Origin of the sequence: Pseudomonas sp. NPDC008258 (genome assembly GCF_042956345.1) — a bacterium.
Lineage (GTDB): Bacteria > Pseudomonadota > Gammaproteobacteria > Pseudomonadales > Pseudomonadaceae > Aquipseudomonas.
The window spans coordinates 131,467-151,336 of sequence record NZ_JBIBGE010000010.1 but is presented as its reverse complement, the minus strand read 5'-3'; the positions used below and the strand labels follow the sequence as shown (position 1 = coordinate 151,336).

Annotated in this window: 18 protein-coding genes; 13 read left to right on the top strand and 5 right to left on the bottom strand. The window is 63.7% G+C overall.

Translation table 11 applies throughout. From position 1 onward, the window contains the following. Positions 1-43: 43 nt before the first annotated feature. The 9 genes from ACFY9W_RS10840 to ACFY9W_RS10800 all read left to right on the top strand — a co-directional run bounded on the left by ACFY9W_RS10840 (position 44) and on the right by ACFY9W_RS10800 (position 9,366). Entirely contained in the window at positions 44-661 is a 618-nt protein-coding gene (locus ACFY9W_RS10840; protein WP_391129544.1) for an NUDIX domain-containing protein, read from the top strand. Further along, positions 652-1,104, top strand: coding sequence for a DUF1249 domain-containing protein (locus ACFY9W_RS10835; RefSeq protein WP_114170587.1), 453 nt, complete (start codon positions 652-654; stop codon positions 1,102-1,104). Before ACFY9W_RS10840 ends, ACFY9W_RS10835 begins: the two co-directional genes overlap by 10 nt. 1 nt (position 1,105) lies before the next feature. Further along, positions 1,106-1,903 carry a 3',5'-cyclic-AMP phosphodiesterase gene (gene cpdA, locus ACFY9W_RS10830; RefSeq protein ID WP_391129541.1) on the top strand — a complete coding sequence of 266 codons (798 nt, stop codon included), beginning with the start codon at positions 1,106-1,108 and terminating at the stop codon, positions 1,901-1,903. Between the two features lie 263 nt (positions 1,904-2,166). Then, positions 2,167-2,775, top strand: coding sequence for a YqiA/YcfP family alpha/beta fold hydrolase (locus tag ACFY9W_RS10825; RefSeq protein WP_391129538.1), 609 nt, complete (start codon positions 2,167-2,169; stop codon positions 2,773-2,775). 36 nt (positions 2,776-2,811) lie between these two features. Beyond that, on the top strand, positions 2,812-4,716 hold the full coding sequence (gene parE, locus ACFY9W_RS10820) for a DNA topoisomerase IV subunit B (protein WP_391129535.1): 1,905 nt from the start codon (positions 2,812-2,814) through the stop codon (positions 4,714-4,716). Beyond that, positions 4,713-5,699: an esterase-like activity of phytase family protein gene (locus ACFY9W_RS10815; protein ID WP_391129532.1), complete on the top strand. Its 987-nt coding sequence runs from the start codon at positions 4,713-4,715 to the stop codon at positions 5,697-5,699. Before parE ends, ACFY9W_RS10815 begins: the two co-directional genes overlap by 4 nt. Next, entirely contained in the window at positions 5,696-6,214 is a 519-nt protein-coding gene (locus tag ACFY9W_RS10810; RefSeq protein WP_391129529.1) for a TIGR02281 family clan AA aspartic protease, read from the top strand. The genes ACFY9W_RS10815 and ACFY9W_RS10810 overlap by 4 nt, the downstream gene beginning before the upstream one ends. A 10-nt stretch (positions 6,215-6,224) precedes the next feature. After that, on the top strand, positions 6,225-8,483 hold the full coding sequence (parC, locus tag ACFY9W_RS10805) for a DNA topoisomerase IV subunit A (protein WP_391129526.1): 2,259 nt from the start codon (positions 6,225-6,227) through the stop codon (positions 8,481-8,483). 172 nt (positions 8,484-8,655) lie between these two features. After that, on the top strand, positions 8,656-9,366 hold the full coding sequence (locus ACFY9W_RS10800) for an ABC-type transport auxiliary lipoprotein family protein (RefSeq protein ID WP_391129523.1): 711 nt from the start codon (positions 8,656-8,658) through the stop codon (positions 9,364-9,366). Between the two features lie 195 nt (positions 9,367-9,561). On the opposite strand, the gene ACFY9W_RS10795 is transcribed toward ACFY9W_RS10800, so the two are convergent. Next, positions 9,562-11,010: a histidine kinase gene (locus ACFY9W_RS10795; RefSeq protein ID WP_391129520.1), complete on the bottom strand. Its 1,449-nt coding sequence runs from the start codon at positions 11,008-11,010 to the stop codon at positions 9,562-9,564. 134 nt (positions 11,011-11,144) lie between these two features. Here ACFY9W_RS10795 and serB point away from each other — a divergent pair, with 134 nt between their 5' ends. Next, on the top strand, positions 11,145-12,359 hold the full coding sequence (gene serB, locus ACFY9W_RS10790) for a phosphoserine phosphatase SerB (protein WP_391129517.1): 1,215 nt from the start codon (positions 11,145-11,147) through the stop codon (positions 12,357-12,359). 297 nt (positions 12,360-12,656) lie between these two features. Here serB and asd read toward each other — a convergent pair whose 3' ends face one another. Genes asd through ACFY9W_RS10775 form a run of 3 tightly spaced genes read right to left on the bottom strand, consistent with a single transcriptional unit; the run spans position 12,657 to position 15,919 of the window. Next, complete coding sequence (gene asd, locus ACFY9W_RS10785; protein ID WP_063423405.1) at positions 12,657-13,520, bottom strand: archaetidylserine decarboxylase; 864 nt, start codon at positions 13,518-13,520, stop codon at positions 12,657-12,659. A 9-nt stretch (positions 13,521-13,529) separates the two neighbouring features. Next, complete coding sequence (locus ACFY9W_RS10780) at positions 13,530-14,339, bottom strand: rhodanese-like domain-containing protein (protein WP_391129514.1); 810 nt, start codon at positions 14,337-14,339, stop codon at positions 13,530-13,532. Between the two features lie 44 nt (positions 14,340-14,383). Next, positions 14,384-15,919: an HDOD domain-containing protein gene (locus tag ACFY9W_RS10775; protein WP_391129511.1), complete on the bottom strand. Its 1,536-nt coding sequence runs from the start codon at positions 15,917-15,919 to the stop codon at positions 14,384-14,386. A 130-nt stretch (positions 15,920-16,049) separates the two neighbouring features. Here ACFY9W_RS10775 and motA point away from each other — a divergent pair, with 130 nt between their 5' ends. Further along, positions 16,050-16,901 (top strand): flagellar motor stator protein MotA, encoded by an 852-nt coding sequence (gene motA / locus ACFY9W_RS10770; protein WP_016712329.1) that lies wholly within the window; start codon positions 16,050-16,052, stop codon positions 16,899-16,901. A 3-nt stretch (positions 16,902-16,904) separates the two neighbouring features. Then, on the top strand, positions 16,905-17,939 hold the full coding sequence (gene motB / locus ACFY9W_RS10765) for a flagellar motor protein MotB (protein ID WP_391129507.1): 1,035 nt from the start codon (positions 16,905-16,907) through the stop codon (positions 17,937-17,939). Positions 17,940-18,131: 192 nt separating this feature from the next. Here motB and rsgA read toward each other — a convergent pair whose 3' ends face one another. Further along, the gene (gene rsgA, locus ACFY9W_RS10760) at positions 18,132-19,163 is read right to left on the bottom strand and encodes a small ribosomal subunit biogenesis GTPase RsgA (RefSeq protein WP_391129504.1); all 1,032 of its coding nucleotides are present in this window, start codon (positions 19,161-19,163) and stop codon (positions 18,132-18,134) included. A gap of 151 nt (positions 19,164-19,314) precedes the next feature. On the opposite strand from rsgA, the gene orn reads away from it, so the two are divergent. After that, a complete protein-coding gene (gene orn, locus ACFY9W_RS10755) occupies positions 19,315-19,857 on the top strand; it encodes an oligoribonuclease (protein ID WP_391129501.1) in 543 nt (180 codons plus the stop codon). Positions 19,858-19,870: the final 13 nt, after the last annotated feature.

Here is a 19,870-nt window from a genome sequence, read left to right as displayed (position 1 = left end):
AGTAGGATGGCGCGATGCGGTAATTGAGGTAACGAGGATTTCCATGTCAGACACGTTGAATTCGGTGCCCAAGGCGGTCGAGATCGTCAAGCGGGCCAACTGCTTCCAGGGCTTCTACAAGCTCGACAAGGTGCACCTGCGCCACGAGCTGTTTGCCGGGGGCATGGGCCGCGAGATCAGCCGTGAACTGTTCGTGCGCCACGATGCAGTGTGTGTGCTGCCTTACGACCCGTTGCGCGATGAAGTGGTGCTGATCGAGCAGTTCCGCGTCGGCGCGCTGGACAAGGTCGGTAACCCTTGGCTGATCGAGATGGTTGCCGGGCTGATCGACAAGGATGAGCAACCCGAGGAAGTCGCCCACCGCGAAGCCGAGGAAGAAGCCGGCCTGACGTTCAGCGCCCTGTGGCCGATGACCCGCTACTTCCCGTCCCCCGGCGGCAGTGATGAATACGTTCACCTGTTCCTTGGCCGTTGCACCAGCGAGGGCGCCGGGGGGCTGCATGGCCTTGAAGAAGAAGGCGAAGACATTCGCGTGCGCGTGTGGTCGTTCGAGGACGCCTTGCAGGCCGTGCGCGACGGGCGCATCTGCAACGCGGCGACCATCATCGGCCTGCAATGGCTGGCGCTGAACCGTGACGAAGTACGAGGTATGTGGAAGTGAACCTGCTGCGCGAGCGTTATCGAGTCGACCTGGTCGGGCTGCAGGCTGCCTGCGAGGCCAACTACGCCCGGCTGATGCGCCTGTTGCCCGACATGCGCACCACCCAGAGCTCGCGCCGTATCGGCATGACCCAAGGCGACCAGATGCTCGGCGTGCTGGTGCTGGACGTGGTGCTGGCCTGCCCCTACACCACCACCCTGCATGTGCGCCAGGAGCACAGCCTGCCGTGGCTGCCGGTGCCGCACCTGGAAGTGCAGGTGTACCACGATGCACGCATGGCCGAAGTGGTCAGCGCCGAACACGCGCGGCGCCTGCGCAGTATCTACCCGTATCCGAACGCAGCCATGCACCAGCCGGACGAAAAGGCCCAGCTCAACCTGTTCCTCGGTGAATGGCTGAGCCACTGCCTGGCCTGTGGCCACGAACTGGCAAGCGTTCGCTGACATGCATGCAGACCACACGCGCCCTGTACATGTGGTGCAACTGACCGACGCCCATCTTTTCGCCGACCCGGCCGGCAGCATGCTGGGCCTCAAGACCCGTGACAGCCTGCGCCATGTGGTTGCCCAGGTGCGGCGCGAGCAACCGCTTGTCGACTTGCTGTTGTGCACGGGCGATTTGTCCCAGGATGCCAGCGTTGCTTCTTATGAGGCTTTTCGTGAGCTGACTGCGCCGTTTGGCGTACCCAGCCGTTGGCTGCCGGGCAACCATGATGAGGCCCGGGTCATGGCCGAAGTGGCGCCGGAGCTGGTGCAGGCGGTAACCGATATTGGCGCCTGGCGTATTGTGATGCTCAACACGGCGGTGCATGGCGCCACCCATGGCTGGCTGGAAGATGACCAGCTGGCAGTGCTGGAGGCCGCGCTGAAAGGGGCGGGCGAGCGCCATTGCCTGGTGTGTTTCCACCATCAACCGGTAGACATCGGCTGCGCCTGGATCGCCCCGATCGGCTTGCGCAATGCCCAGGCACTGTTTGACATCATTGAAGGTTACCCACAGGTGCGAGCGTTGCTGTGGGGGCACGTTCATCAGGAGTGGGATGAAGTGCGCGATGGTCGGCGCCTGCTGGCTACGCCTTCGACCTGCATTCAGTTCGCGGCCCGCAGCGAAGATTTCAAGGTGAGCGAAGAGCAGCCTGGGTACCGCTGGCTGCGCCTGCATGCCGACGGGCGGCTGGAGACCGGGGTGGAGCGGGCGCGGGACTTTGAAGTGAAGCTCGACTTCGACAGCCCAGGTTATTAAAACACTCGAAATCTGCACAAATCCCTGTGGGAGCGGGCGTGCCCGCGAAGAATTCAATGCGGTGGATGGCACCGGCTGCGCCGGTGTTCGCGGCGGTTCGACGCCTCGACACGCCCGCTCCCACAGGTCCAGCCTTGCTGCGGTGCTCGGTGAAGAAATTGTTGCGAAACCCGTGACCCTGCGTCAAAACCCGGCGAACGCGCTACACTGCGCGTCCCTGCGCCCGCATCATCAGGCGCGAAGCCACAGACTCCGGGGGCAGCATGTCGGGTTCCATCCTCTATATCCATGGCTTCAACAGCTCGCCGCTTTCAACCAAGGCGCGCCAACTCGAAGCTGTGATGCAGCAACTGGGCCTGTCGGCCCAGCTACGCGTGCCCGCCCTGCACCACCACCCGCGCCAGGCCATCGTCCAGCTCGAGGCAGCCATCGCCGAACTCGGCGCGCCATTACTGGTGGGCAGTTCGCTCGGCGGCTACTATGCCACCTGGCTGGCCGAGCAGCATGGCCTCAAGGCCCTGCTGGTCAACCCGGCGGTAACCCCGCACAAGCATTTCGACGGTTACCTGGGTACCCAGCGTAATCACTACACCGATGAAACCTGGGAGCTGACCCTCGATCACGTGCAGGCCCTGGCCGAGCTGGAAGTACCGGCCCCGGTAGATGCCAGCCGCTATCAAGTGTGGCTGCAGACCGCCGATGAAACCCTGGACTATCGCCACGCCGAGCACTATTACCGTGCCTGTGCCCTGCGCATCCAGGCCGGTGGTGATCACAGCTTCCAGGGTTTTGTCGAGCACTTGCCAGCCCTGCTGGCCTTCGCCGGTATTGCCCGCGGGCAGTATGCGGCGCTCGACTTTTCTGTATTTTGACTTTTTTTGCATTCACCAGACTGACGAAGAGACCCTATGGCCAATCCCAGCGCTAGCGCCTATAACGCAGACGCCATCGAAGTCCTCTCGGGGCTTGACCCGGTCCGCAAGCGGCCGGGCATGTACACCGATACCAGCCGCCCCAACCACCTGGCCCAGGAAGTCATCGACAACAGCGTCGACGAAGCCCTGGCCGGTCACGCCCGCTCTGTGCAGGTCATCCTCCACGCCGACCACTCGCTGGAAGTCAGCGACGATGGCCGCGGCATGCCGGTGGACATCCACCCGGAAGAGGGCGTGTCCGGGGTCGAGCTGATCCTCACCAAGCTGCACGCTGGCGGCAAGTTCTCCAACAAGAACTACCAGTTCTCTGGCGGCCTGCACGGTGTGGGCATTTCGGTGGTCAACGCCCTGTCGACCCAGGTGCGCGTGCGCGTCAAACGTGACGGCAACGAATACCAGATGACGTTCGCCGACGGCTTCAAGGCCAGCGAGCTGGAAGTGGTCGGCTCGGTCGGCAAGCGCAACACCGGCACCAGCGTTTACTTCAGCCCCGACCCGAAGTACTTCGACTCGCCCAAGTTCTCCATCAGCCGCCTCAAGCACGTGCTCAAGGCCAAGGCCGTGCTGTGCCCGGGCTTGCTGGTCAGCTTCGAGGACAAGGCCAGTGGCGAAAAGGTCGAATGGCACTACGAGGATGGCCTGCGCTCCTACCTGGTCGACTCGGTCAGCGAGTTCCAGCGCCTGCCTGACGAGCCGTTCTGCGGCAGCCTGGCGGGCAACAAGGAAGCCGCAGACTGGGCGTTGCTGTGGTTGCCGGAAGGGGGCGACAGCATCCAGGAAAGCTACGTCAACCTGATCCCTACGGCCCAGGGCGGCACCCATGTAAACGGCCTGCGTCAGGGCCTGCTGGATGCCATGCGCGAGTTCTGCGAGTTCCGCAATTTGCTGCCGCGGGGCGTGAAGCTGGCGCCAGAGGATATCTGGGAGCGCATTTCCTTCGTGCTCTCGATGAAAATGCAGGAGCCGCAGTTCTCGGGGCAGACCAAAGAGCGCCTGTCGTCGCGTGAAGCGGCCGCGTTCGTTTCCGGTGTGGTCAAGGATGCCTTCAGCCTGTGGCTGAACGCCCACCCCGAACTGGGCATGCAACTGGCCGAGCTGGCCATCAGCAACGCCGGGCGCCGCCTGAAGGCGAGCAAGAAGGTCGAGCGCAAGCGCATCACCCAAGGCCCGGCATTGCCCGGCAAGCTGGCCGATTGCGCCGGGCAGGACCCGATGCGTGCCGAGCTGTTCCTGGTAGAAGGTGACTCGGCAGGTGGCTCGGCCAAGCAGGCGCGGGACAAAGAGTTCCAGGCAATCCTGCCGCTGCGCGGCAAGATCCTCAACACTTGGGAAGTGGACGGTGGCGAAGTGCTTGCCAGCCAGGAAGTGCACAACATCGCCGTGGCCATTGGCGTCGACCCGGGTGCCACCGACCTTGCGCAGCTGCGCTATGGCAAAATCTGCATCCTGGCTGACGCCGACTCCGACGGCCTGCACATCGCCACGCTGCTGTGCGCGCTGTTCGTCCAGCACTTCCGGGCGCTGGTCGAGGCCGGGCATGTGTACGTGGCCATGCCGCCGCTGTACCGCATCGACCTGGGCAAGGAAATCTACTACGCCCTCGACGAGGCCGAGCGTGACGGCATCCTCGACCGCCTGGTAGCCGAGAAGAAACGCGGCAAGCCGCAGGTCACACGCTTCAAGGGCCTGGGCGAGATGAACCCGCCACAGCTGCGTGAAACCACCATGGACCCGAACACCCGACGCCTGGTGCAACTGACCCTGGACGACGTCGAGGCTACCTGCGAACTGATGGACAAGTTGCTGGCCAAGAAGCGCGCAGGTGATCGCAAGAGCTGGCTGGAAACCAAGGGTAACCTGGCCGAGGTCATGGTTTGATTCGGCAGCTTCTTGCCGCTTGCCTTGCACTGGTTGCCCTGCCGAGCCTGGCGGGCAACTGGCCAGAGCTGAAACTGACTGCCGAGCACCCGATCGACGGCATGCGCAGTGGCAACCTGTCTGGCTTGGCGCAGTGCCGCGGCGGGCTGTGGGGCGTGTCCGACCGCGACGACGACCGCATCTACCGCTTCGATCAGCAAAACCTGACCTGGCGCGCGCAGCCGCTGACGTTCACCCCGCCACCGCCGCCGGAAAGCGGCCTGCCGTGGGGCCTGAAGTCGCGTAATTGGGCGGCAGCGTACATTCGCGGTGGCGAGCTGGACTTTGAAGGCATCACCTGTGATCAGGCGGGTAACCTGTACCTGGTCAGCGAGGCCCATGCCGCGGTGTTGCAGTTACCGGTGCAAGGCGAGCCGGACTGGTTGCGGATCGACCCGGCCATGGTGCGCCAGGCCCGCGCCAGCGGCATGCTGCTGAACTTCAATGCCCTGTTTGAAGGCCTGGCGATAAACCCGGCGGGGGACCGCCTGTGGCTGGCGGCCGAACGTGAGCGCCGTGGCCTGGTGGCCATCGAGCGCCAGCAATCGGTGTGGACTTGCGGGCGCAGCTGCGTGCTGCTGAGCGAGGCCGGGGTCGAGATGCAGCCGGCGCAAATGCCCAATGCCCGTGCACTGTCGCGCGATTTTGCCGACCTGGCCTTGTTCGAGGGCAAGCTGTTCACCCTCGAACGCAACGCCTACCGGGTTTGCCGGCGTGATGCCGACACCGGCAAGGTCGAGCGTTGCTGGTCGTTCGCCGCCGAGGCGCTGGAGCCCATGCGGCGCTATGACCAGCCGTTCGGGCTGGCCGAAGCGCTGGTGATCGACAGCAAGGGCGCCTGGATTGGCCTGGACAACAACAACGGCGACCGTGCCGATGGTGAAAACCGCCCGATCGTCTGGCGCTTCGACGCACCTGAAGGTGGCTGGAGCGCCAAGCCATGAGCCAGGCACCGGGCAAGCGTGCGGGGAGGGTGCTGATGATCGTCGCCTGGGCGGCGGCGATGTTCCTTGCCACGCGCTTTTTCGGCCAGTGGGAAGACAACCAGCGCTACCCCAACACCCAGGTGCAGTCCGAGCATGGCGAAGGCTTTATCGAAGTGCGCCTGCTCAGCAACGGCCAGGGTCACTTCGTGGTGGATGGTGCGATCAATGGCCAGGTGGTGCATTTCATGCTCGACACCGGCGCCACCGACGTGGCGATCCCCGAAGCGTTGGCCCGCGAGCTGGGCCTTGAGCGTGGCAGTTCGGTGTTGCTCAGCACCGCCAACGGCCGCACCGAAGGCTATCGCACGCGCCTGGCCAACCTGCAACTGGGCGACATCCGCCTGCAGGATGTACGCGCCACCGTGGTGCCGGGCCTGGAAGGGCAAACCGTATTACTGGGCATGAGTGCCCTGAAACAACTTGAATTTACCCAGCGCGGCGGCACCATGCTGTTGCGCCAGAACCTGAAATGACGAGGCCCGCATGAGCGACTCACTGGAACTCAGCCTGGATGGCGTAGAACGCCGCTCGCTGGCTGACTTCACCGAACAGGCCTACCTCAACTACTCCATGTACGTGATCATGGACCGCGCCCTGCCGCACATTGGCGATGGCCTGAAGCCGGTGCAACGACGCATCGTCTATGCCATGAGCGAGTTGGGGCTCGATGCCGATGCCAAGCACAAGAAGTCGGCGCGTACCGTCGGTGACGTGCTCGGCAAGTTCCACCCCCACGGTGACTCGGCCTGCTACGAGGCCATGGTGCTGATGGCGCAGCCATTCAGCTATCGTTACACCCTGGTCGACGGCCAGGGCAACTGGGGTGCGCCTGACGATCCGAAGTCGTTTGCCGCCATGCGTTACACCGAGGCGCGTTTGTCGCGCTATGCAGAAGTGCTGCTGAGCGAAGTCGGCCAGGGCACCGTGGACTGGGTGCCGAATTTCGACGGCACCTTGCAGGAACCGGCCGTGCTGCCGGCGCGCCTGCCCAATATCCTGCTCAACGGCACCACGGGTATTGCCGTGGGTATGGCGACCGACGTGCCGCCGCACAACCTGCGTGAAGTGGCCAGCGCCTGTGTGCGCCTGCTCGACGAGCCCAAGGCCACCATCGAGCAGCTGTGTGAGCACATCCAGGGGCCGGACTACCCGACCGAGGCGGAAATCGTCACGCCGCGGGCGGAAATCCTCAAGATGTACGAAAGCGGCCGTGGCTCGATCCGCATGCGCGCTGTCTACCGCGTCGAGGATGGCGACATCGTGGTCACCGCGCTGCCGCACCAGGTCTCCGGGGCCAAGGTGCTGGAGCAGATCGCTGCGCAGATGCAGGCCAAGAAGTTGCCGATGGTCGCCGACCTGCGGGACGAGTCGGACCATGAGAACCCGTGCCGTATCGTCATCATCCCGCGCTCCAACCGCGTGGATGCCGACGAGCTGATGCAGCACTTGTTCGCCACCACCGACCTTGAAAGCAGCTACCGGGTCAACGTCAATATCATCGGCCTTGATGGCCGGCCGCAGTTGAAGAACCTGCGTGCGATCCTGGTGGAGTGGCTCGAGTTCCGTACCCAAACCGTTCGCCGCCGCCTGCAGCACCGCCTGGACAAGGTCGAGAAGCGTCTGCACCTGCTGGATGGTTTGCTCACCGCCTTCCTCAACCTGGACGAAGTGATCCACATCATTCGTACCGAGGAGCACCCCAAACAGGCGCTGATCGCCCGTTTTGACCTGACCGAAATTCAGGCCGAATACATTCTCGAGACCCGCCTGCGGCAGCTGGCGCGTCTGGAAGAGATGAAAATCCGTGGTGAACAGGACGAACTGCTTAAAGAGCAAGCCAAGTTGCAGGCCCTGCTGGGCAGCGAGGCCAAACTGCGCAAGCTGGTGCGCAGCGAGCTGATCAAGGATGCCGAAACCTATGGCGACGACCGCCGCTCGCCAATCGTCGAGCGCGCCGAAGCCAAGGCGCTGTCAGAAAACGAACTGATGCCGACCGAGCCCGTTACCGTGGTGCTGTCGGAGAAGGGCTGGGTGCGCTGCGCCAAAGGCCATGACATCGACGCCACCGGCCTGTCGTACAAGGCTGGCGATGGCTTCAAGGCCGCCGCAGCGGGGCGCTCCAACCAGTTTGCCGTGCTGATCGACTCCACCGGCCGCAGCTACTCGCTGGCTGCTCACAGCTTGCCATCGGCACGTGGCCAGGGCGAACCGCTGACCGGCCGCCTGACGCCGCCACCGGGGGCCACCTTCGAATGCGTGCTGCTGCCGGACGATGACGCGCTTTATGTGGTGGCGTCCGATGCCGGCTACGGCTTTGTGGTCAAGGGCGAAGACCTGCAGGCGAAGAACAAGGCCGGTAAGGGCTTGCTCAGCCTGCCCAACGGGGCCAAGGTCATGACCCCGCGCCCGGTGGCCGACCGCGAGCAGGACTGGCTGGCTGCCGTGACCACCGAAGGCCGTCTGCTGGTGTTCAAGGTCAGCGACTTGCCGCAGCTGGGCAAAGGCAAGGGCAACAAGATTATTGGTGTGCCGGGTGACCGGGTGGCCAGCCGTGAAGAATTTGTCACCGATCTGGCGGTGATTGCCGAAGGTGCAACCCTTGTATTGCAAGCGGGCAAGCGTACCCTGTCTCTGAAAGGAGACGACCTGGAACACTACAAGGGCGAGCGGGGACGGCGCGGCAGCAAGCTGCCACGCGGGTTCCAGCGCGTCGACGGGTTGCTGGTGGAAGTGCCGGCGTAACCGGCAGAAATGTCTGGAACGGCAATTTCAGCGCCGTTCCGGGCAGAAATGCTGGAGTCGGACGGTTATTTCGCGGATGATATGGCCCTCGCGGTGCCGGCGTAGTCGTGTGCCCGTTTGAATCTATATGTATCACTGCGGTGTGCCTGTAGGCGACCGCCTGGATGGGATGATGAAATTTCTGCGCCTTCCATTTGCGCTGTTGATGACTGGCCTGCTGGGCCTGGGCGGGTGCACCATGCACCAGCCGGTTGCCCTGTATCAGCTCGACAGTGGTGATCCTGGCCAGCCTTCGCAGAGTGCAGGCATGGCCGTGGTACTCGGCCCGGTATCGGTGGCCGATTACCTGCAGCGGGAGACGTTCCTGCAGCGTCAGGCCGATGGCAGCCTGAGCGCGGCGACCGACGGTCGCTGGGCGGGCAGCCTTTCGTCCGATATTGACCAGTTGCTGGTACGTCAGCTGGCCTGGCGCCTGGACAGCCAGCGTGTGGTGCTGGCCCCTGCAACGGCCGGCTTCAGCCCGGATGTGCAAGTATTGCTGTCGATCACCCGCCTGGATTCGGGCAAGAACCAGCCGGCAATCCTGGACGCCCAATGGCGCCTGCTGGATCGTCGCGGGCACGTGCGTGACAACCGCATCGTTCACCTTGAGCAGCCGCACGAGGGCAGCGAGTCGTCGCAGGTGCAGGCCCAGGGCCAACTGCTGCAGAAGCTGGCTGAGCAACTGAGCACTGCGGTAAAGCCGCTGGCCAATCAGCCTGCAATTGTTGAAGAAGCTCCGAAAAAGCCCGCTGCCCCGGTGCAGGTGAAGAAGGAACCGGAGAAATCCAAGATCCCTATGGCCTCGCCGATTCGTACCGATATGGAAGTCTATCGGTTCTGATCGAACAGCCAGATACAAAAAAGCCCGCGATCATGCGGGCTTTTTTGTGGCTGGCTGAAACTACAGGGGGCTGCTCTGCAGCCCATCGCCGGCAAGCCAGCTCCCACAGGACCGCGCAACACCCAAAGGCTGCGCTGTACCTGTGGGAGCTGGCTTGCCGGCGATGGGCCGCAGAGCGGCCCCTGGGTTTCAATTTCAGGCCCGGCGTTCGTGCATGCGCGCCAGTTGCCGCTCCAGCATCGACGGGTAGGGCTCCATCAAACGCTCCACGCAGCAGGCGCCTTCAGGGCTGGCAATCGGGCGAATGCGCGCACGTTGGCGAATCAGCGTGTCATCGCTGATCTGCCGCTCCACCAGCAACAGGTTGCGGCTGTGCTGCGAAAGCGCCAGGGCGTCCTGGGCCTTCTCGGCCATCAGCAGGTCCACCATCTCCAGCCCTTGCAGGTCGTTGCCCAGGGCCAGGCCCAGCTGCAATTGCAGGGTGATGCCACTGTCGGCCACTTCAATCTGCAGGGCGTGGCCCAGGGCACGCAGCAGCTCGCCGCAGCAGATGGCGTTGGTCAGGTAGTCTTCGCCACATTCACGGCTGTGGAACAGCACCAGGGTGCTGCCGTCATTCAGCGTGTGGGTTTCACCGTCGTAGAGCGAGGCCGCGTGCTCCAGGCAATCGCGGTAGCGTTCGGTCAGTTCGGTGAGGCGTGTGCGTGGCAGGCGGCGCAGTTGCTCCTGCGAGCCCAGTTGCACGGCCAGTACGGCGCTGTACTGAGGCTCGTCGGACTCCACCGCTGCGGCCTGGGGCGCGCTGTCATCGTCCAGAAGGCCGGCAAAGGCCTCGTCATCGTCGTCATCTTGCGCTACAGCCTTGGCGCGCGGCGCTGCCTTCGGGGCAGCCTCGTGCACGTCGTCGTACTGCTCGTCGTCCTCTTCCTCCAGCTCGGGCTCTGGCGGTGGCGGCGGCGCCAGGCGTGCATGCAGCTGGCGGGCAATGTCGCCAATCTCGTCCTGGCGGTCGGTGGCCGGGGTGTAGGGTTGCGGGTCGCGCAGCCACACCCGCAGCTGCAGCAGCGGCAGGGTGATGAAGCGGCCTTGGCGCAGGCTGAGCGTAAGGGCGAGCACCAGCAAAATGGCAGCAAGGATGCCCATGCTCTGCAGGCTGATCAGCATCGGCTGCTGGAACTGGCTCATGTCCAGGCTGATGCGCAGTTGCCCGGCGGTCACGTCCTGGAAGGTGATCTTGGTCTGGTACAGGCCTTCGGCTTCACCCAGCAGGCTGTTGCGCGGGCGCTGGCCGGCCTCGGCGAGGATGCGGTTGTCCACGCTGTAGATCGCCGCATGGGCCACCAGCGGGTTCTTCACCAGGTTGCCGAGCAGCACGTTGAGGCTGAGGATGTCATTGGCCACCAGCAGCTCGGTCGCCGACGTCGCGGTCTGGGTAGTCAGGCTCTGGCCCAGGGCGTCGGCCTGCTCGTGCATGGCCTGCTTGAACTGCAGGCCCATCACACAGGCATAGATCACCAGTGCCAGCGCCACCAGGAAGATGTTGGTGCAGGCGATGCGCAGTGCCAGCGGCACGCGACGTTGACTCAGGGCACGATAGATCATCAGGAAGAAGTTGTCTGCTTTGACGGGCGTGGGCCGGTTCACTGAGCTCGGCTCTTAATGGCATGAAGTGTGGGGCAGTATAGCGACACGGGTTTTGTCGGCAAAGTATCGTTGGCGCCCGATGGTCATGGAAAATCGGTAGAATGCGCATTTTTCATCGAAGTCGGAGCCAGGTTGTGCGCGAAATCGTCCTGATCAACATCACCGGTGAGGACCGTCCCGGTCTCACTGCGGCTATCACCGGCGTCCTGCTGCAGGGCGGTGTGAGTATCCTCGACATCGGCCTGGCGGTCATGCACGGCACCTTGTCGTTTGGCATTCTGGTCGACATCCCGGACAACGAAGTGGCTACCGCGCTGCTGCAAAGCGTGCAGGCCAAGGCTCACGAACTGAACCTGCAGGCCCGCTACACGCCGATTTCCGAGGCAGATTACCAGCAGTGGGCCGACGGCCACGGCGAAGCGCGCCACATCGTGACCCTGCTCAGCCGCAAGATCACCCCCGAGCAGCTGCAGCGGGTAAGTGCGGTGATCAGCCAGTACGGCCTCACCATCGAGCGCATCGAGCGCCTGTCGGCGCGTGTGGCGCTGGATGTTGAAACCGACAAGGGCAAGGCAGCAGTCGAGATCTCCGTGCGCGGCGTGCCAAGCGATGCCCAGGCCCTGCGTGCCGATTTCTTCGCGCTGGCGGAAGAACTGAGCATCGACATTGCCTTCCAGAAGGACGACCTGTTCCGTCGCAACCGTCGCCTGGCGGTGTTCGACATGGACTCGACGCTGATCGAAGCCGAAGTCATCGATGAACTGGCCAAGGCGGCAGGCGTGGGTGAGCAGGTGGCGGCCATCACCGAACGCGCCATGCGCGGCGAGCTGGACTTCCGCGCCAGCTTCAAGGAGCGCATGGCACTGCTCAAGGGCCTGGATGTGGGCGTGCTGGACGAAATCGGCGCTTCGCTGCGGCTGACCGAGGGCGCCGAAAACCTGTTCGCCGAGCTCAAGCGCCTGGGCTACAAAACCGCGATCCTGTCCGGTGGCTTTACCTACTTTGCCCGCCAGGTGCAGGCGCGCCTGGGCATTGACTACGTATTTGCCAACGAGTTGGAAGTGGTCGACGGCAAGGTGACCGGGGTGGCTGTGGAGCCGATCGTTGATGCCCAGCGCAAAGCCGAGCTGCTGCAGAAACTGGCCATCGAAGAAGGTTTGCAGCTGGAGCAGACCATTGCCGTGGGTGACGGTGCCAACGACCTGCCAATGCTTTCGCTGGCCGGTTTGGGCGTAGCGTTCCGCGCCAAGCCGCTGGTGCGCCAGTCGGCCAAGCAGGCCATTTCCACCCTTGGGCTGGATGGCGTGCTGTACCTGCTGGGCCTGCGCGACCGCGACGCGCGCGGCTAGTTTGGCGGTGGAGCTTCAGCGCTTGTGAGATCGAGCGCCGCCCGCGCGGCGCATCGCGAGCAAGCTCGCTCCTACATTTGTTTCGGGCCAATTATTCCTGAGGTTGAGGCGTGCGGGCCCTTGGCGTTCCGCTCGATATCGTGAGGGACCAACAAGGCGGTCGCGCGCGCTGGCACAGGCAATACTGGCCCTAAACAGATGTAGGAGCGAGCTTGCTCGCGATGCGCCGCGCGGGCGGCGCTCGGTCTCATAGGCGCAGAAAAAATCGCGCCAATCACCTCAAAGCAAAAACCGCAATCAAGCCTGCGCAGGCGCCGCCAACAGCTGGCCCATGCGCACTGCGGAGCCTGCGCCCAGGTTCTCAGCCCATTTCACCTGCTCTGGCCCGAACAGCACGATGGCGGTCGAGCCCAGCTTGAAGCGACCCAGTTCGGCACCTTTCTCCAGATGGATCGGTGCACGGCTGGCTTCGTCGTAACGGAAGGTCTTCAGCTCACGCTTGGGCGGCGTGACCAGCCCGGCCCACACGGTTTCGATCGAGGCGACGATCATCGCCCCCACCAGCACCACGGCCATCGGGCCGCGCTCGGTGTCGAACAGGCAGACTACGCGCTCGTTGCGGGCGAACAGCTCTGGAACGTTCTCTGCGGTGGTCTGGTTGACCGAGAACAGGCGGCCAGGCACGTAGACCATTTCGCGCAGGGTACCGGCCAGCGGCATGTGCACGCGGTGGTAGTCCTTGGGCGACAGGTAGATGGTGGCAAACTCGCCGCCCATGAACGGTGCGGCCATGGCCGGGTCACCGCCCAGCAGCTCTTGCGCGCTGAAACCGTGGCCCTTGGCCTGGAAGATGCGGCCATGCTCGATCGGGCCGAGTTGGCTTACAGCGCCGTCGGCCGGGCACAGGATGGCGCCCGGCGTTTCGTCCAGTGGGCGGGCACCTGGCTTCAGGGCGCGGGTGAAGAACGCATTGAAGTGCTCGTAGGCACTCAAGTCCTCGACCAGGGCCTCGGACATGTTCACCTGGTAACGCTTGGCGAACCAGGCGGTGAAGGCATTCTTGAACCAGCGCGCGCGGCACTCGGCAATGCAGCCGGCCAACCGCGACAGCAGGTGGTGCGGCAGCAGGTACTGGCTGATGATGAACAGACGGGATTTCATGCAGGTTCCTTAAACTTCTACAGGCGTGTCCGGGTGGTTGCCCCATTCGCTCCACGAGCCGGCATAGGCCTTGACGCGTGGGTAACCAAGGGCCTTGGCCACCAGATAAGTGAAACCGGAGCGGCGATGGGTCTGGCAGTGGGTAATCACTTCCTTGTCAGGGGTGATGCCCAGTTGCTCAAGGACCTGTTTGATGTCCTTGCGGATGCGCAGGTGGTCGTTGAGGTCCATGCCGGCGGTCCACTCGAAGTTGATCGCGCCGGGGATATGGCCCCCCTTGGCTGCCAGCACCTTTTCGCCGCTGAATTCCTGCGGGCCGCGCGCGTCCCAGATGACCAGGTCATCGGCGCCCAGGCGGCTTTGCAGGTATTCGCGGGTGGCGGTGGGTGCGCCGTCGATATGCAGGCGCACCGGGGTGTTGCCGTTGGCGGGCACCTCGGTGCCCAGCTTGTCAGCTGGCCAGGCCTGGATACCGCCGTTGAGGTAGTGGTAATGCTTATGGCCGATCACGTCGAGCAGCCAGATGAAACGCCCGGCCCAGCCGCCGCCTTCATCGTCATACACCACATACACGGCGTCGCTGCGGTGGCCGAGTTCGCTGAACAGTTTTTCCAGGTCGCCCAGGGCCGGCAGCAGGCCGGGCGCGGGAGGCTGGCCAAGCTGGGTACGCTTGCCTTCGACAAAGCGTGCGCCGGGGATATGCCCGCTGACGTAGCGGTTGGCGCTGCTCAGGTCGACCAGGATCAGCTGTGGTGAATCCAGGCGTGGCAGCAGGTCCGCGGCTTCGATCACCAGGGGCAGGCCGGAAAAGTCAGTCATCCACGGTCTCCAGTGTGGAAAGAGGGGCGATTGTAGCGCAAGGCTCAGCCCTTGCGGTTGGCAAACACCGACAGCGCCCGCTCGGTGCATTGCGCGGTCTTGCCGAAGGCTTGGACGCTGATGTCGGCCAATGGCCGGCAACCTTGGTCAGCCACCATCAGCATCAGTACCTGGTCGTTTACCGCCAGCGAGCGCAGCAGCACGTGCTCGCTGCGGAACAAGGCACGCAGAGGTGCCGGTAGCAGTGCCGAGAACTGGGTGTGGTTCTGCGGGGTGATGCGCAATTGCCCGGCCTGGGACAGCAGTTTTTGCAGCAGTTTGTTCTGCGATACCTGCAGGGCCAGGGCCCCGGCCTCTTTGGGCAGGCCGGCGGCCTGCTGCACGCGCAGGTAGTCGCTGGCCTTGTCCAGGCTCAGCAGCATGATGCGTTGCATGCCGCAGGCCAGCAGGGCTTCGAGGGCCTGGGTGGCCAGGTGCACGGTGTTGGTAAACGGGCTGGGCTGGGCCAACAGGTCCTGGCACAGCTTGCGCCAGCGCGCCAGGTCGTCGCTGCTGGGCGGCGGCGGGGCCAGCATGTCCGGGTGCGGGCGGCGCTGGTGCCAGGGCCAGATCAGCGCCTCGGCCGGGTGGAACAGGGCATGCCGGGCGTGGCGGCGGGCGCTGGCGGCCGCTTGCTGGTGCACTTGCTGCTGCACGTCTTCCAGCGACGTCTGCAGGTACAGCGCGGTCAGCAGTTGCCAGCGCAGCAAATGCGGGTTGTCCCAGCCCACCTGTGCGGCCAGGGCCAGGTTGTTGGCCAGCAGCACGGTATTGGCCGGCTGGTTGAACCAGCGGCGCAGGCCGGGCTCGGCGTCCAGGCGATGCTGCTGGCTGAGCAGGTCTTCGTCGCGGGCGATGTTCAGTACCAGGGCCAGTTGTTCGCGTTCTTCCAGCAGCAGGCGGTAACCCTGGGTCACCCACTGGGGCAGGCGCCAGTACTCTGCCATGGTCTGACACAGCGCCATGATGCGTACGCCAAACAACTCTTCTTCCACATGGGCAGCGTCCTCGCCTTTGTGGATAACCCGCAGCTCCCAGGTGTCGAGCAGTTTGGGGTAAGCCAGTGCCAGCGGCCACAGGGGCGACAGGAACAGCAGGCTGCCCCAGTGAATTTCCTGCCACAGCCGTGCCAGGCGGCTGGCGAACAGGCCGCTGGCCTGCTGCGAAGCGTGCTGGCTGATCAGCTGGAACTGGCTGAGCACCGGCGGGATTTCTTCGGTGGGTACCGAGGGCAGGCGCTTGAGCAACTGTTCGGTGCGTGCCAGGCCCAGGCGATTAAGGGCAACCTCCAGGCTTTCGGCGGGCTCGGCCTGGCTGGCATTGGTGGGGTGATTGGCTTCGCGCATCACCGACAGCACCAGTGCCGGGCTATCCTGCATCAGTTCGGCGATATCGCGCAGCGAGCGGCGGCTATCGTTGATGGCGGCCATGACCCGGTCGTAGCTGTGCTTCGGCACGGGGATGCGAACACTCTCTAGCAGCTTTACCCAGGCCTCTAGCGTACGCGGGGGCTGAGCGGGCACCTTGGTTTCAATTGGCATTTTGACATCAGTCCGAACTGGCTTTTCGCAATGAGTGGCTATAGTCTGGCGCAGTTCTGCCGATAAGTAGAAGAAGAGTTTTAAAGCTCCCGTCTCTTCCCTTGACCACGACAGCAAGTGCTTTGAACCTATGGCTAAAATTATCGGCATCATCGTCGTATTCGCGAGCGTGCTCGGCGGGTACGTGCTCTCCCACGGCAAGATCGCAGCGCTGATCCAGCCGTTCGAAGTACTGATCATCGGCGGTGCGGCCTTTGGTGCATTCCTGCAGGCCAACCCTGGCCACATGACCATGCACGTCATCAAGAAGTCGATGAAGATGTTCGGCTCGCGCTTCACCCACGCCTACTACCTGGAGGTGCTGGGCCTGGTGTACGAGATCCTCAACAAAAGCCGTCGCGAAGGCATGATGGCTATCGAGGCCGACATCGAGGACGCAGCAGCCAGCCCGATCTTCGCCAAGTACCCGACCGTGCTGGCCGATGAGCGCATGACCGCGTTTGTCTGTGACTACCTGCGCATCATGTCTACCGGCAACATGGCTCCGCACGAGCTTGAGGGCCTGTTCGACATGGAACTGCTGAGCATGAAGGAAGAGCTGGAGCACCCCTCCCATGCGGTGACCGGCATCGCCGACGGCATGCCCGGCTTCGGTATCGTCGCGGCGGTACTGGGTATCGTGGTGACCATGGCCTCGCTCGGCGAAGGCGACCAGGCGGCCATTGGCATGCACGTAGGTGCGGCGTTGGTCGGTACCTTCTTCGGTATCCTGGCGGCCTACGGCTTCTTCGGCCCGCTGGCCAAGTGCCTGGAGCACGATGCCAAGGAAGAACTGAACCTCTACGAGTCGATCAAGGCTTCGCTGGTTGCCTCGGCCTCGGGCATGCCGCCTTCGCTGGCGGTCGAGTTCGGGCGCAAGGTGCTGTACCCCAAGCACCGCCCAAGCTTCTCCGAGCTGGAACAAGCGGTTCGCGGTCGCTGAGTCATGGAGAACAATCAGCCCATCATCGTCAAGCGCGTCAAGCGCTTTGGCGGCGGCCACCACGGCGGCGCCTGGAAAATCGCCTTCGCCGACTTTGCCACGGCAATGATGGCGTTCTTCCTGGTGCTGTGGTTGATGTCCACCGCCACGCCGGAGCAGAAGATCGCCATTGCCGGTTATTTCAAGGACCCAATCGGGTTCTCTGAAAGCGGCACGCCGTATGTCATCGATCTGGGCGGGTCGCCTGAGCTGGCGCCAGAAAAGACCATCAACCCTGAAGTGAAGTCCGAGCCGACACCCGACACCACCGTCGAGCTGAACAAGGACCAGGTCGAGACGATGGCCGAGCAGGTCGAGCGCGAACGTCTGGAACTGTTGCTGCAGGAACTGCAGAACAAGGTGGAAGAGAACCCGCAACTGCAGAAGTTCAAGGACCAGATCCTGTTCGAAATCACCCAGGATGGCCTGCGTATCCAGATCATGGATGCCGAGAACCGGCCGATGTTCGACATCGGCAGCGCCCGCCTGCAGCCGTACTTCGAAGACATCTTGCTGGCCATGGCCGACACCATCAAGGCCGTGCCGAACAAGATCAGCATCAGCGGCCACACCGATGCCAAGCCGTATTCCGGCACGGGCGAGTTCGGCAACTGGGAGCTGTCGGCCAACCGGGCCAACGCCGCACGCCGTGCGCTGGTGGCCGGTGGTTACCCGGACGGGCAGGTGGCGCGGGTGGTGGGCTACGCTTCGTCGTCGCTGTTCGACCGCAAGGACCCGTTCAACCCGGTCAACCGCCGTATCGACATCATCGTGCTGACCAAGAAGGCGCAGCGTAACATCGAGGGTGAACAGGGGGCGCCGGAGGCTCCCGCCGCCGAGCCTGCCGTACCGCCGGCCAGCGGTGCTGCGCCAGGGGCTGGCGCATCGGCTGCGCCGGGGGCAACCGAGCAAGCGCCGATGCAACCGCGAGAGCTGCGCCAGAAACTGAACATCTTTGAAGATGGCACGCTGAAGATGGATGAGGCCAAGGAGCAGTAAGCCCAGCGCGGTCCTGGCAGTCTTTGTTTATAAGTTGATGTCTGGGGGCCGCGTTGCGGCCATCGCCGGCAAGCCAGCTCCCACAGGTACAGCGCAGACCTCGAGAATTGCGCGGTCCCTGTGGGAGCTGGCTTGCCGGCGATGGGCTGCAAAGCAGCCCCAGTAAAGCTTATGCGCTGCCTTGAAGAGGTGTCAGTAGCTGTCTTGCGTCAAGCTCGCAATGATCGAGCGGTAGCTGTTCATCCGCTGTGGCTTGATGCGCCCCTCGTCCAGTGCCTTGAGCAGTGCACAGCCCGGTTCGCGGTCATGCTTGCAATCGCGGAAGCGGCAAGTGCCGAACAGGTCGCGGAACTCGATGAAGCCATCTTCCACATCGTCGCGGCTGACGTGACCAAGACCAAACTCGCGGATGCCCGGCGAGTCGATCAGGTCGCCGCCGTTGGGGAAGTGGTACAGCCGCGCCGTGGTGGTGGTATGCGTACCCTGGCCAGACCATTCCGACAGGTCGCCGACGCGGGTGCCGGCGTCCGGCAGCAGGCTGTTGACCAGCGACGACTTGCCCACCCCCGACTGGCCGACGAATACGCTGATGTGGCCGTCGAGCTGCTGTTGCAGGCGCTGCATGCCGTCACCGTGGTGCGCCGATACCTCCAGCAGCGGATAGCCCAGTTCGCGGTAAACCTCCAGCAACGCATGCAGGCCAGGGCCGTTTTCGTCGTTGATCAGGTCGGCTTTGTTCAGCAGCAACAGCGGGCGCAAGCCTGCGTGTTCGGCCGCTACCAGGTAGCGGTCGATCAGGTTCGGGTGCGGCTCCGGGGCCGGGGCGAACACGATCACGATCAGGTCGACGTTGGCTGCCACGGGCTTGAGCTGGCCGTGGTTGTTTGGCCTGCACAATTCGGTGCTGCGCGGCATCTGCGCCACGATCACGCCAATGCCCTGGTTGCCTGCACGCCATACCACGCGGTCACCGGTGACCAGTGCCGGCAGGTTGGCGCGCAAGTGGCAGCGGAAGACCTGGCCTGCAGTTTCGCCGTCCTGGGCCTCAACCTCTACCTGCACACCGAAGTGCGCAATTACCAGGCCCAGTTGCTCTGGCCCCAGGTCACCACCTTCCAGTTCCTGCAGCGCATGCTGCTCGCGTTTGGCGGCGCGAGCAGCGCGCTCGCCCTGGATTTTTTCGATCCGCCAGTTCTGGCGGCGATTGAGCTGGCGTTTGGCCATGAAGGTACCGTGAGAGAGGCCCAAAGTGGGCATTGAAAACGGCACGCAGTTTAGCACGCCAGGCGCTGGACTATTCCGCTTACCTTTGTGTGGTGAATGGGCGTGCCATGACCACTAGGCTAATATGACGGGCTATACGAGGAGCCCCTGCATGCAAAACCCACAGAACCTGATCTGGATCGACCTGGAAATGACCGGCCTGGATCCGGACAGCGACGTCATTATCGAGATGGCCACCATCGTCACCGACAGCGAGCTGAACACCCTGGCCGAAGGGCCGGTGATCGCCATTCATCACAGTGATGAAGTGTTGGCACGGATGGACGAATGGAACACCCGCACCCATGGGGCTTCAGGCCTGACCCAGCGTGTGCGCGAGAGCAAGGTCAGCATGGCTGAGGCTGAAGCGCAAACCATCGCCTTCCTCGAGCAGTGGGTGCCGAAGGGCAAGTCGCCGATCTGCGGCAACAGCATCTGCCAGGACCGCCGCTTCCTCTACCGCCACATGCGCAACCTGGAAAACTACTTCCACTACCGCAACCTGGATGTCTCCACGCTGAAGGAGCTGGCCGCGCGCTGGGCGCCGGGCGTGCGTGACAGCTTCAAGAAGGGCAACACCCACCTGGCGCTGGACGATATCCGCGAATCGATCGCCGAGCTGCGCCATTACCGCGAGCACTTCATCAAGGTGTGATCCGAAACGGCGC